Source organism: Microbulbifer mixtoriginis (SeqCode), from assembly GCF_052467515.1.
This window is the reverse complement of the sequence record NZ_CP174314.1, coordinates 1,628,323-1,641,298: the sequence shown is the minus strand read 5'-3', so window position 1 is coordinate 1,641,298 and position 12,976 is coordinate 1,628,323. Positions and strand designations below refer to the sequence as shown.

The following is a 12,976-nucleotide window of genomic DNA, read 5'->3' as shown; positions in this document are numbered from 1 at the left end:
AATCCTTGACAGCACCCTCAGGTACTGCCGCCGCACAGGGTCTGCCCGGTGCGCGAACTTTAATTGCAGAGGGGAAAAGTGGCCGTGAAGCAGGTCATAAATACCGCCCGGCAGGAGGACTTTTTTGAAGATTGCCAAGTGGTTCTCAGGCAAACCCAGGAGGGAAAAAGCTGTGAAAGCAGACAAAAACTGCCCGAAAAAAAGGGGCCCCTTCCCGCACAAGCGAGAAGGAGGCCCATTTGATTAACTCTGCGGTAGGAAGTCGATCGGGTAGAGAATGGTGATTGTTGGAACACCAGCCTTTTCACCGAAGTTAAACCGTTTGACCCTTGCAACAATTTTGGCATTAAGTGCCGGCGAATCCATATCGCTGGACTCCACTTGTGCCAGGGACACAGAGCCATCCGGTTCGATAGTGATCTTCAGCACCATCTTGCCCTGCAGAGCCGGGTTGTTGCGCAGCTCGCGGTTGTAAATGCGATAGAGCGCATTCTTATAGCGATCGAAGACAATCTGAATTTCCTCGTCAGTACGAGACGGGCCAACACCATCGCTGAGCGGTCGATCCTCACCGGCAAAGTCACCCTCATTGCCAATAGCACTTTCAACACGTGCAAACTCGACACCCCCCAGGGAAGAACCCGTTCCGCCCACATTGCGACTCACATCTGAAGCACTGATACCACCACTGCCCTTGGCTGCGGCAGACGTAATCAGAGAGCGCTGGCTGCGATTCTCTTTCTTACCCGCCGTGCTCAGCTGGGTCTGCTGGCCGAGACGGTTATCCAGATCATCCTGGATCAGATCCTGGAAATTATCCTTAAAGGCCAGAACACCTGTGCGCTCAGCTTTCTTGCGCGCCTGCTTCTTCTCAGTTTTGGTTGGCTTGGGCTCTTGCTTGGCCACCTTCTGCTCAGGCTTGGGCTCGGGCTTCTTCTCCTCTTTCTTGGGTTTGGTTTTCTCCGGCTCCGGCGGTGGCTTGGGCTTGGTTTTCTTCTCGATTACCAGCTTGGCCAAACGCTCTGGAATCTCAACCACTTCGCTTTCCGGTTCCGGCAACGTATAGAGTGGCACCAGATAACCTAATAAAGTGGCAATAAACAGAGAGGCGAATACACAGAGACGGAAACGCTTTTCATCTTCACCCTGGGTATGCCAGGGCATAACCATTGGGCGAAAATCCGGTTGCTCGAACTCACGGGTGATTTCGAATTCGTACTTGGACTCTTCCTCTTCACGGCGCAGCTCATCTGCCTGCTCGTCCAGAGCAAAGATTTCCTCGCTGCAGTATTCAATATTATCGAGCACTTGCCGGCGGGATTGATGCAGCTGCTCCAGCTGTTCGTTGAAATCGCGGGTGGACTCACCGATTCGAGCAATCACCCGCTCGGAGGCATCGACCCTGTAATCCTCGGCCCAGAACATTTCACCGGCGCCGGCCTCTTCGAGCTTGCGCAAGCGCTCGGAAATTTCATCAAGCAGCTGGAACTTGGTGCCATTGGCCTGCAACTCGGCCAGCTGTGCCTCTATCTGCTGCCGCTCATCCTCGAGCAGGAGCATGCGCTGGCGAACCGCATTGAGCGATTCGCTAAGTGCCTGCTGTTGTTGTAGAAAATTACTCACAAACTTCCATTAACCCTGAGATGCTTTCTGAATAACCGCCAGCGATACCTTGGTGTAACCAGCTTCCGTACAACTGGACATCACCTTCTTAAGCAAACTGAACGGAATGCCCCTGTCCGCGAGAATATTGACTTCCGGTGGCTCCGGCTGAACTTCTCCCTCGGTGCCGGCTTCTTCGGCCTCCGCCTCAGCAGAGGCCTGGGCCACACCGATAGCCTTACCCATCTCGGCGATCATCGCCTGCTTAATGGCCTCGATAATGATTTCTTCACTCTCAAGTACCTCGCTGGTAGCCACCACTGAATTGGATTCCACCAGAATTTCCTCATTGGTCACCATCAGGGTTACGGTTTCCCTTGGTTTGGTCTCCACCACCGAATCCGGCAGTGTGATCACCTTGGGTGGCTCCAACGCTTCATTACTGGAAGTGTTGGTCAAGAGGAAAAAAACCAAAATGGTGAACACGTCCATTAGCGAGGTAAGGTTCATACCCGAGGTTTTTTTACGCTTATGGCTGCGCGCCATGCGCTTCATACGTCGGCTTTCATGTCTCACGGCGCATCTCCTATGGAAATATCGGGAAACAGCACCACTTTCTCTACAGAACTTGGATCACTGGGATCGCTGCCTTCCACACGCACCTCGGCTCCGCGCACAGTATCCATTACACCCACCAAGTGCTCATAGGCAATATCCGCTTCCATCAACAAAATGGAGTCGGTTTTTTCTGGATAGCTGGCCTTTACCTGCAGTAAAAACTCGGTGAGTTTTTTCAGGTCGTAGACCTCCGCAGTTGGCAACAGAGCAAACTGTTCACCCTCCCCGGCACCTTCCTCTGCAACCGCTTCCAGCGGTGCAGACTCACCCTCTTCTGATTGCGTCAGGTTTGGAAAACGCGCAATGACTTTCTCACCATCACTAATCTCCAGCGCCTCTGTGCGAACGACGACTTCTACCGTGACCGTGGGATCATCCGGCGCTCCACCACCGGCTCCGCTCGGCATATTCAGCTCTAAAATTGTTACCCGTGAGAACACCGCCGATACCAACAGAAACGGCACCAGCACCACCATCAGGTTTAGGAAGGCGGTGATGTCCAGCTCCGGGGCCTCTTTATCTCTCCCGTGGCGCCGCCTTCTCATTACGCTGTTTCCGTTTGCTGTTCTTCGGTTTTGGCCTCGGCCACTGGTTGTGATTTGGTGTGCTTCTCAGACTTGCTAGCCGGCTTGTTTTCACCTTTATTTTTTGAAGCAGGCGCATCGACTTCGAAGCGACGGCGGGTTGAACTATCGATCAGATTGGAGGCTTTTACAGAAACCATTTCCAGGCTATCGATAATTTCTCCAGTGAGGGAGTTGAGCAGTGCATGCACAATCAACAGGGGAATACCGGTCATCAGACCGAAAGCCGTTGTGTTCATCGCTACCGAGATACTGGCGGAAAGCAAGTCGGCTTTTTCTGCCGGGTTGGCATTGGCCACTGCGGTAAAGGCTTCAATCAGGCCCATAATAGTACCGAGCAGACCCAGCAGTGTGGCGATATTAGAAAACAGTGCTACGTAGGGCGTGCGCTTTTCCAGCTGTGGAGTGATTTCCATCATGCTCTCTTCCATCGCGATTTCGATATCTTCGCGGCGGCGCACTGCACCCTGACGGGCCAGCCCCATGGAAAGTAGCTTTGCCACACTGGAGTTATCCTGCTTAACCAGATTGCGCGCACGATCGAAATCACCACTGGAGAGGATTGGCTGCAATTTATCCCACATAGTGCGGTTGGTACGACGCTCGTAATGCAGGCGAATAAATCGCTCAATAGCTACTGCGCCACCCAGGGCGGCCACCACAAGAATGGGGTACATAAAAGTACCGCCCGTCTGGAAAAACTCGATGACGCTGTTGAAAAAGTCCATTACAAACCCTCTTGAGAAATACTGCAGTAATTGGTTGCTGCTCTGGCTTTAGCCAGAGAAAGGACGGCGTTAATCGCCGGACAGGCTGAGCTGGTAGAACTCCAGCTCACGCATGAAAACTTCCTTGTCGAGCGGCTTGAGCTTGTCGTCCATCAAACTGGAGACAAGATCACTTTCGACACCCACCTCGGAACTTTTCCAGGGAACGATATACAGAGACTTGGGCGCTTCCTTATTACCAATAATGGAAATACCCGATAACTCTTTAACTTTGGTATCCACTTTCTTATCTGTGGCTTGGGTTTTATCACCCTCTTGGGTCTGCGCACCGGCAAAAGGAAAAATGGCAAACCCCATCATAAACGGCAAAATCCATTTACACTGCGCTATCACTTGCCCGCCCTCCGTTTGAGATCCGCCAGCCAGATAGACACATCCTGGTCCTCGGGTTCCAGCTGTACATATTGCTGGAATTGTGCCAGAGCGCACTGGAGATCTTGCAGATAGAGATCACACAATATGCCGAGATTTTTTATCAATGGCAGGTATTCGGGGTTTTCTGCCAAGGCATTCACATAAATTTTGCGTGCATCGGCAAAACGGCCCTGCTTGCGGTAAAGCACTGCCAGCTCATTAGTGGCCACCGGGTGCTCGGCATCTATTTCCAGTGCTTTAAGAAAAGCCTCTTCCGCTTTTTTTTCTTCTGCCACCTGAATTTGGGCAATGCCGAGATTAATATAAGGCGCAGGCAAACGCTGCTCGCGCTCGACAACCGTCTCCAACAATTCAATCGCGCGCACAAATTCCTTATCCGCAAGGAATTCCAGGGATCGCTCAAAATCCCGGCTCACACTGCCGGACACCCGCACAGAGGAATAATCAGAAACCTTGCCCGGCTTGGTCTGAACTCCTGCACAGGCAGCCAAAAACAACGTAACCACCCACAGGAAAACCACTCGCAGTTTTATTTGCATAGCCCTCTTCTCCATTCTCGCTATTACTGGCCGGAAACCGCTTCCGCTGATTCCAAGGCCTCCGGCTCCGGTGGCAGAGGGACAATACTCTGCAGGTAGTCCCCAGCCTCTTCGACACGGGCATAACGGGCCGGCATCAGACCGGCAAGTTGGCCGATACTCTTATCGATCCAGGGGTTGTAGATACCCACCCCAAGTAACTCGACATTTTTTTCATGCACGGAAATCGCTTTTTCCTCGAACGGATAAATTTGATCTTCCAGAGCCAGCTCGTACTCTTCCAGTTCCAGCGCACTCAAATTCGTTGGGCGCTCGGACTCTTTCAGAGACACACTGAAGTGCAAATAAATTTCCGCGAGGTAATAAGTGGCTGCGGCGGTCACATCCGCGGCCTGGTAATCAATCAGGGCAGAGAAATCGCTAATCGCTTTTTTCATGCGCTTGCGTTTCAAATTGAGGTTCTGCTCGATTGGCTTAACTAGCGCCACCTGGGTAAAGGCCCGATAACTGGGCTCAGCCAGCTGTAACGCGGCGCTACCAGCCAGGTAGCGGGTGCGATCACTGCGCTGGGAACCGCCACGCTTCTCTATGCGCACCATCTCACGCAGTTCCTGCATATAGCGTTTTTGCTGCCCAGCAGTTTTGTAGATGTCGGCGATTTTTTGCCGCGTCTCCAGCGCGGGCTCCATGGGGTTGGGGAACAGCTTCACGTAGCGCCTCAACACCGCCAGCGCCCTGTCGCTGTCTTTAGCGGTACTGTAGAGATCCGCTGCCTGCGTCAGAGCCTCGCGGCGAATTTCCTCATCCTCAGATTCTCGTTCAATACGCTCAAACTCCGCCGCTGCCAATAAGAGCTCGCCACTTTCCTGGTAGACCACCGCCAGTTTCTTGGTGACATCTTTGGCCAGTTCATGCTCTGGGAAATTCCCACGGAAATTGTTCAGCACTGTGGCGGCCTGGGTCCAATCCTCGAGCACAATCAGGGAGGCAGCAGCATCGTATTCGGCGGTGGCCAGTAAAGTGGCTCCCGGAGCCGCAGCGCGAATGCGCAGGAAGTGGCCGGCAGCAGTAGCGTGGTCCTCCTGCTTGCGCGCCATATCGCCCTGCTGGTAAATGGATGCCGCCAGATTGTCGACTAGGCCAGCACGATCCTTGGCATCGGTGGCGGTGAGATTCAAGGTTTCCCCATAGGCCACCTCCGCATCGGCATAGGCATGGGTATCAAAGGAGCCGTGGGCCACCACCATCCAGGCTGAGCGGCGAATCTCCTGCTCTGCAGCCGGGAATTTTTCCAATAGCTGACGCCCGTTATCGATCGCCGGCGTATAGTCTTTAAGACCGTACAAATCTTCCACCGCACCCAGCATTACCTGCGGCGCTTTGGCGTGCTGTGAGAAGGTATCGGCAAAGGTTAGCGATGAACGGATAATTTCACGCAACAATGGAGCGCGCTGATCTGCACTGGCTTCTTTCAGATTGTTGGCCAGGTGTTCGCGATAAGCGTAAACCGCAGCGTAACCCGCCTCACTGGAATCCTTGTGGGCAGGGTATTCGTAGGCGGTGCGCTCATATTCCAGAGCGGCATTGTGGAAATCGCGATTTTCTAGCATCAAGCCGGCGAGCTGGTAGTTCATTTCCGGCGCACGCTCAGCTTCACGGAAGGACTGCAAGTAACGGCGATACCAGTGAATTGCCTCTAGGTAGTGCTCTCCTTTTTTATCCTTCAGTTTTTTGTTTTGGTAGGCGGCATGGTAATGGCCGGCCAGGTCGATCAGGTTAGCCTGTAGAAATTCGACCACCTCACCAAATTCATTAATATCGAATACTGTCCAGTAGTCGGCATTGAGGGCATAGGTATTTACAAAAGTCTTCTTCGCTTCAAGCACCAGTTTGGGGAAGCCGCCCTTGCTGTAAATCTCGATCACACGAATGGAAAAGTCCGCAGAAACCTTGTGCAGTGGATTGCGCTCCACAAAGGCGATATAGGATTTGGCCGAATCCTGGTAGCGACGTTTATTCAGGTAATACTCACCGAGATGGCTGTACACCAGGTATTCATACTGGCGCGCACCCTTGCGGGAGAAATAGTCGACAATAGAATCCGGGCCCTCCATATATGAGAAGCTCAGACTCACCACGCGGAAAGTATCGTCCACATGCTTGCGTTCAACCGTATTGGTCTGCTGGTCAAAGTCGTAACCCTGGGAGACTTTGTAATCGAGCATGGCCACATAATCGTCCAGGGCCATCTCGTACATATCCTGCTTAAACAGGGACCAACCACGTTTATACAGGGCCAGCTCGTAAAAACTGGAAATCTGCCCGATGGTGATTACCCGGCCATAGGCCTCTTCCGCATCCAGATACTTTTTGCGGGTAAAGTAATATTCCCCCAGGCGAAACCAGGCTTCATCGATATGACGGGAATCCGGGTATTTGGCCACCAACTGCCGCAATACATCTACTGCAGCATCAATTTGCCCGGCCTCTTCATAAGCGCGGGAGAGCTGGTACATCACCTGGTCGTTGCGGTCGTAAAGAGGGTATTTCTTCAGCAGGTTGAGATACAGCGCGATGGCCTCTCGGGCATTCGCCGACATCAGCGCTTCCGGGTCTTCTTCAGGAACCTGCAGTGGAGTGGTGTCTACGACGATATCCACACTGCCACTAGCGCGAGCTTCAAAGTCCGCATCAGACTCCGCACCTGCTACATGCTCAGTGGGGATACGCTGTACCTTGGCAACAGGCGCGGTTACCTCAGCCGGGGCTTCCAGAGTATTTTCTGCAGTTGCCTCCGGTGCTTCGATGGCAATCACAGCACCACTGCCTGCTGTGGCAGGGGCAATACCGTCAATGGCAGCATCCTCGGCCCGGTGCGCCTGCTTAATTTTCAGGTCGGCAATCCGACGCATCGCTTCAGGGGTGAGACTCGATTCGGGCGTTTCCTGCAGGTAGCGCTGATAACTTGCCAGGGCCTTTTCCAGGCTGCCGTCGATATATTCCTCTTTAATCTCAATATCGACATTTTGCAGGCTGCCAATTGTTTTGCCGCTGTTCACCGCACAAGCGTTAAGTAACAGTAATGCCGCGGCGAATGCACCATAGCGCAGTGCATTTTTGGGCTTCCGCCCTGTAGCTATTGGCTCGATCGCAAAACTAGCAGAGAGACTTACGCGATGATTTACAGGTTTCACGCCTTATCCCCCTCAGTTTCTGAAACTTGCCGTTCAGTGGATTTATTCTCAGGTAAAATTTCCGGCTGGTCTGCTTGGAGTTGCCCGCCCTGCTCCAGTGGCCCATTTTCACTTTCTGGCACTTTCAATTCGGCAGGATTGCTCTCAGGCAGAGTTTCCGGCCGGGCTGCTTGGCTCTGCTCCTGCAGCCCATTTTCGCTTTCCGGTGCTTCCAATTCGGGAGGGTTTTGTTCTGGCAAAGTTTCAGGCTGAGCCTCACGATGCTGTTCAATCTTGCGCTGATCCTCGCGCTGCTCCTGCAGCTCATTGGCACGGTCGTAACTGTCGGCTAGGGCGAAGCGCGCTTTGATCTGGTAACTCTCCAGTTGGCTGCGGCGGCGCTCCAGCTCTTCAACAGCGAGCGCTTCCAGCATGCTGCCCTGGCGCGCCATCAACATCTCCAGACGCTGCTGGGCCGAACGAATCTGCGCACGAGAACGCTGGATATCCTTGTTATAACCGGTGTAACTGTGGGTCGCCGCCTGACGACTGCGCACATAGGAGCGGTACACCGTTTGTAACTTTTCGATCTCAGCATTGAGGGCCTGCAAATGCTTATAGGCCTCGGTGAGACGCTGGTGATATTCCGTAGAGAGACGCAAATCCAAAATACCCTGCAAGCGCTCAACACGGTTGCGGCTTTGCTCGGTAAAACCTTTAGGATTGCGTGCGATCTGCTTATGCAGCTGCAGTAGTTGCAGGCGCGCTTCCTGCTCTTCGGCGGTGGCGAGATACTCCGGGCGGCGGGAAACCAGCATCTGCTCTATGCGACTGGAAAATTGATCGCGCTGCTCCATACGCAGCTTGATCCGTGCATCCAAGGTACGGAACTGCTCATCCAGCTGTGGTAACAGGGGCTCGTAGTAAGCCCGACGCGCGCTGATAATATCCTCGAAGGCAGTGAGACTTTTAAGCCACTCTTTATTGCGCTCGTAGAGATCATTCAAGTCGCGGTAGTTCCGCAGGAATTCTTGGTAGTCATTGGAGGCCATGAGGTCGAGGAGATAGTGAGTCTCCGGTGCCTCCGGCAGATTGCGCAGCGCCACCACCCAGTTTTGTACCTGGGTAGCCTCTTTGCGCCGCAAAGCTTCGAGAAATTTGCCCTGACGAATACTGTTGATGGAAGCCGTCAGTGTGTCGATCTCACGACCAAAGGCATCCAGGGCGCGGCCGTAATGAATTGCCGCAGTACTGTGTACATCCAATTTTCCGTAGGCGTAAGGCACAGCCAGCATCACTTCCTGCACCGATTCATTGGTGCCCTTGCGGTTTTGCAATATCCGCCAGGGCACCAGGGCGCGATCGAAACGCCCCGCTCGGGCCTCCACCCAACCGGCACCGAGCAGCGCCCGATTGGAGAAAGGCCCTTCGAGATTCACCCGGTCAAAATAAGGGCGCGCCAGCTGCAGTTCGCCGGCCTCCATCAAGTGGGAACCCAGTAATAAATTGGTCTTGTCGTACAGGGCCTGATCGGCCGGGTCGCCACTGTGGCGCTTGCCCAGAGCGGTCAGCTCCAACACCCCGCGTGCTTCCTCGCCGGATTTCAACTGGGCAATGCCCAGGTTGAACTCCACAAAGCCCTCCAGGGATTCCTCACCTTTCAGGTCTTTCAGTAGCTCTACCGCTTCTTCGAGACGCCCCAACTCCATAAAAACCCGCGCGCGCAGGAATTGCTCCTCGGCACGCACCCGCAAGGGCACCCTGCCCTCAATCATTTCCAGCGCATGCAAAGCGTTTAGAGGCTGCTGTTTGTGGTAGTGAATTTTGGCCAGACGATAGGCGGCTTCATTGCGCACCTCCTGCGAAACATTGCCCTTCAGCACCGCTTCAATTGCGCGCCCCGCTTCCCGGTGCATACGGTAGGAAAGCTCCATGTCACCCACAGAGAATTCAGCCTGCCCAAGATGATTACTGAAGGGGTCTAACTCGGGCTCATCCAGACGGTGATACTGGGCCAGCTCGTTATCCAGCGCTACAATCGCATCAAAGTAGTTTTCCTGGTGGGCGTAGTACATGGCCGCACCAAAGAACAGATCGCGCAATTCTTCTTTATCATCGTCTGCGCCAGCCACACTAGGGAGTAGAGACAAGCTACATAATGTAAAGCTGAGAACACGCAGGCCAGCTCCAGCTACGCCGGGAAATGCCGAAAGCAGGGGTATACGCATGGTTACCAGTCCTTGAAGTTAATCTCGGACTCGGTTCCGGAAATTCTGATCTCGACAAACTTTGGCCCTACCGCCTTGTCGATTTGATAAGAAGCATTGGCTCGATACTCTTTACCGGAAGGGGTCTTGCCTATAAAGCGCACTTGTAACGGGTGTCCACCAGCCTGCACATTACCGGTATAGATTTTTTGCACCCCCCCTTTTTGTAAGGATTCAATTTCCCGATAGGTGTAGAGGTGGTGCGCCACGATTTCACCATTGAGAGTGACTTCTACGGATTCCAGCTCAAAAGGCTTTTCGTCTGCGACAGAAACAAACAAAGCCACCTGAGTATTGGAAGGAAACAACAGTTTCTCTTCCAACTGTGCCAAAGTTGCTGTCAGATCAATTACATCTTTCTTAACATCCTGGATTTGCTCGTCCAAACCACGGATATCATCACGACTGACATTCTGCGCATTCACTGCGGCAGCCAGTAAAAGAAGGAGAGCTATCTGTAAAATTCTGAACATGTGGCCTACCTCTGACCCAATCCTTATCAATGAAAACCAGCGATGTGCAAACCCCTTGAGGGCCACATTGAAGTGCCTGTAAACAGGGACCTTTCAGCCAGCGGCATTGTAGTGAATACAGAAATAGGCAGATGTGAGGAAAGTCAAATCTAGGAAAACCGGCAATTGCTAATTTTTTGCACTGAGAAGTGATGCGACTGAGCAATTATGTGAGGTGGATCTCATTAATTCTAAATTCGTGCCGAAATATTAATGGCTACTGTTTTATAGATTCATTGTGAAAGTCTTTCACAAGCAAAACTGCCAACCTATAAAATATTAAAAGTACCTGCTGTGCAATCGATAATCATTTATCATTTGCGACTAGCAATAAAACAAGAGTGGCTAGCCATTGGCAATCACCCAATAGATACAGGAATGACTGCCAACTTGTAAAGAAGCCGTTCAAATAGTCCGGCGATTTAATCGCCGCTGTTCAATGAAATGATCACTTTACCCTTTGCTCGCTTGCTATTCAGGTAAGAGAAAGCCGCCAGACTCTGGCTGAATGGATAAACTTTATCAACGACGGGAGAAATGATTTTGTCCCTGTATAAGGCGCTTAGCTCACTGAGCTGATCCCCATTCGCCTGCATAATGACCATACGGTAAAACGCATTCTTGTCTTTCGCCTGTTTCAATACCGGGAGAGACTTAAGCCCGATTAGCTTACGGAAAAACCAGTTGATACCCAACTCCCTCGCCGTCAACGGGTCCAGCACCCCAGCAATAGATACTACTCTGCCGCCTCTTTTCAATACTTTAAAAGCATCCATTGTGTATTGTTGGCCTAGAGTGTCATACACCACATCAATATCAGACAATAAATCCAGATAGTTTTCTTTCTTATAATCGATCACTTGGTCCGCACCGAGTTTGCGCACCCAGTCCACATTGGCACTACTGGTTGTAGTAATCACATAAGCGCCGTAGGCCTTGGCAAGCTGAATCGCCATAGAGCCGATGCCACCGGAACCCGCATGGATCAATACTTTCTCTCCCTTCTTCAAACCAGCAACCTGGATCAAGGCCTGGTAGGAGGTCAGCCCCACCAAAGGGATACTTGCAGCTTCTTCATGGGAGAGGTTTTCAGGTTTCTTCGCCAGATGCGTAGCATCCACCACCAGATACTGGGCAAGGGTGCCCACGTGATCCTCCCCCACCCTGGCGAACACTTCCTCTCCGGGCTGATATTGTGAGACTCCACTACCCACTGCGACCACCTCGCCACTCAGATCCCGGCCAATTCCCACCGGCAAGTTGAGCTTCTTTAGCGCTTTCATCTCGCCGCGCATCACCATTAGATCAATGGGGTTGATGCTGGCGGCATTGATCTTGATCAACACCTCGCTCGCACCTGGCTCGGGTACATTCGCTTCCTGGAAAGCCAGGCTGCTATCGATATCGCCATACTGGGTAATTTTGAGTGCTTTCATTAATCTCTCTAGTCATCAGTTCAAGAATGAGAGCGATAGTGCCCCCTGCCCCAACTGAGAAACAGAGAGCATTTAGTGGAACTCTTTTGTCTTTCTGACAATAATGAATGCTAAGTTGCCGTGTAAACAAGCAAGAATAGGGGCTTTATGGACAAAATCCGGGCATTACGCTACTTCAAGCGCGTGGCGGAACTCTGTAGTTTTACTGCAGTGGCTGAGGAATTCGATGTTCCCGCCTCTTCTATTTCACGGCGTGTGCGGGACCTTGAGCAGTCTCTGGGAGTAGAGCTATTGCAGCGCAGCACCCGCAAGGTGGAAGTTACCGAACTGGGTAAGCTCTATTACTCCATGATTAATGAAGCCATTCGCCAACTGGAGCAGGCAGATGAGCTGGTGAGCCAAACCTTCGAAGCCCCCAGCGGGTTGATCCGTATCAGCTGCCTACCTTCTTACGGCGAACAGCACTTAACCCCCCTACTGGAACAATTCGTCCAACGTTACCCAAACATTGTTTTTGACCTGCACTATAGCGACGATCTTACCCAGCTAGGTAAAGACCCTGTAGATATCGCCATTCGCGGAGGCTCCGCTCCCGATGAGCATGTCATCGCCAAGCGTCTATCCAAGAACGAATTCTCACTCACCGCCACACCCGAGTACCTAAACACCCTAGGGAAAGAGTTACCGCTAAACAAACTAGCTATAGAATCTGCCCACGCCCTACAATACCGCGGCCCCAGAGGACTGATTGACTGGCATTATTTCGATGATGATCACTGGGTGCCACTAAAGCTATCCACCCACCTGATCAGCAATAATGGCAAAGCTCTACTGGCTGCAGCACTGAATCATCGCGGTATGTTCTGTGTACCCTCATGGAGTATTTGCGAACACCTGGAATCTGGAGAATTAGTACAGGTTCCCACCCAAGGTAAAGTCTCTGTCAGCCCTGGAGGTGATATTGGCATCTTTCTTCTTTACGAGCGCAGTAAATATCAAATACCAAAAATTAAACTATGTGTGGATTTTATTTGTGAGCATTTGCAGCATCACCTAGATAGAACCAACGAGCAAATATAAGC

Annotated in this window: 11 protein-coding genes; 1 reads left to right on the top strand and 10 read right to left on the bottom strand. The window is 52.2% G+C overall.

Translation table 11 applies throughout. The annotated features are described in order from the left end of the window. Positions 1-243: 243 nt before the first annotated feature. The 10 genes from ACJJIT_RS07015 to ACJJIT_RS06970 form a co-directional block, all read right to left on the bottom strand. Positions 244-1,623, bottom strand: a complete 1,380-nt coding sequence (locus tag ACJJIT_RS07015; protein ID WP_252082137.1) for an AgmX/PglI C-terminal domain-containing protein — start codon at positions 1,621-1,623, stop codon at positions 244-246. Between the two features lie 9 nt (positions 1,624-1,632). After that, entirely contained in the window at positions 1,633-2,178 is a 546-nt protein-coding gene (locus tag ACJJIT_RS07010; protein ID WP_252082138.1) for an ExbD/TolR family protein, read from the bottom strand. Further along, a complete protein-coding gene (locus ACJJIT_RS07005) occupies positions 2,175-2,765 on the bottom strand; it encodes an ExbD/TolR family protein (RefSeq protein ID WP_444900437.1) in 591 nt (196 codons plus the stop codon). Before ACJJIT_RS07005 ends, ACJJIT_RS07010 begins: the two co-directional genes overlap by 4 nt. Then, positions 2,765-3,532 carry a MotA/TolQ/ExbB proton channel family protein gene (locus ACJJIT_RS07000; protein ID WP_444900436.1) on the bottom strand — a complete coding sequence of 256 codons (768 nt, stop codon included), beginning with the start codon at positions 3,530-3,532 and terminating at the stop codon, positions 2,765-2,767. The genes ACJJIT_RS07005 and ACJJIT_RS07000 overlap by 1 nt, the downstream gene beginning before the upstream one ends. 69 nt (positions 3,533-3,601) lie before the next feature. After that, on the bottom strand, positions 3,602-3,925 hold the full coding sequence (locus ACJJIT_RS06995; RefSeq protein ID WP_444884440.1) for a hypothetical protein: 324 nt from the start codon (positions 3,923-3,925) through the stop codon (positions 3,602-3,604). Further along, positions 3,922-4,506 (bottom strand): tetratricopeptide repeat protein, encoded by a 585-nt coding sequence (locus ACJJIT_RS06990; RefSeq protein WP_444900435.1) that lies wholly within the window; start codon positions 4,504-4,506, stop codon positions 3,922-3,924. The genes ACJJIT_RS06995 and ACJJIT_RS06990 overlap by 4 nt, the downstream gene beginning before the upstream one ends. A 23-nt stretch (positions 4,507-4,529) precedes the next feature. Beyond that, a complete protein-coding gene (locus tag ACJJIT_RS06985; protein ID WP_444900434.1) occupies positions 4,530-7,700 on the bottom strand; it encodes a tetratricopeptide repeat protein in 3,171 nt (1,056 codons plus the stop codon). Then, a complete protein-coding gene (locus ACJJIT_RS06980; protein WP_444900433.1) occupies positions 7,697-9,907 on the bottom strand; it encodes a tetratricopeptide repeat protein in 2,211 nt (736 codons plus the stop codon). The genes ACJJIT_RS06985 and ACJJIT_RS06980 overlap by 4 nt, the downstream gene beginning before the upstream one ends. 2 nt (positions 9,908-9,909) lie before the next feature. Next, positions 9,910-10,419: a hypothetical protein gene (locus tag ACJJIT_RS06975; protein ID WP_252082145.1), complete on the bottom strand. Its 510-nt coding sequence runs from the start codon at positions 10,417-10,419 to the stop codon at positions 9,910-9,912. A 461-nt stretch (positions 10,420-10,880) separates the two neighbouring features. Then, positions 10,881-11,894, bottom strand: coding sequence for an NADP-dependent oxidoreductase (locus ACJJIT_RS06970; protein ID WP_444900432.1), 1,014 nt, complete (start codon positions 11,892-11,894; stop codon positions 10,881-10,883). A gap of 147 nt (positions 11,895-12,041) precedes the next feature. Between ACJJIT_RS06970 and ACJJIT_RS06965 the strand changes: the two genes are divergently transcribed. After that, positions 12,042-12,974 (top strand): LysR family transcriptional regulator, encoded by a 933-nt coding sequence (locus tag ACJJIT_RS06965; protein ID WP_444900431.1) that lies wholly within the window; start codon positions 12,042-12,044, stop codon positions 12,972-12,974. Positions 12,975-12,976: the final 2 nt, after the last annotated feature.

Bases quoted from the DNA above. Each gene is read 5' to 3' on its own strand.
- ACJJIT_RS07000 (WP_444900436.1), bottom strand. From the start codon at position 3,532: ATGGACTTTTTCAACAGCGTCATCGAGTTTTTCCAGACGGGCGGTACT.
- ACJJIT_RS06970 (WP_444900432.1), bottom strand. From the start codon at position 11,894: ATGAAAGCACTCAAAATTACCCAGTATGGCGATATCGATAGCAGCCTG.
- ACJJIT_RS07005 (WP_444900437.1), bottom strand. From the start codon at position 2,765: ATGAGAAGGCGGCGCCACGGGAGAGATAAAGAGGCCCCGGAGCTGGAC.
- ACJJIT_RS06980 (WP_444900433.1), bottom strand. From the start codon at position 9,907: ATGCGTATACCCCTGCTTTCGGCATTTCCCGGCGTAGCTGGAGCTGGC.
- ACJJIT_RS06965 (WP_444900431.1), top strand. From the start codon at position 12,042: ATGGACAAAATCCGGGCATTACGCTACTTCAAGCGCGTGGCGGAACTC.
- ACJJIT_RS06975 (WP_252082145.1), bottom strand. From the start codon at position 10,419: ATGTTCAGAATTTTACAGATAGCTCTCCTTCTTTTACTGGCTGCCGCA.
- ACJJIT_RS06990 (WP_444900435.1), bottom strand. From the start codon at position 4,506: ATGCAAATAAAACTGCGAGTGGTTTTCCTGTGGGTGGTTACGTTGTTT.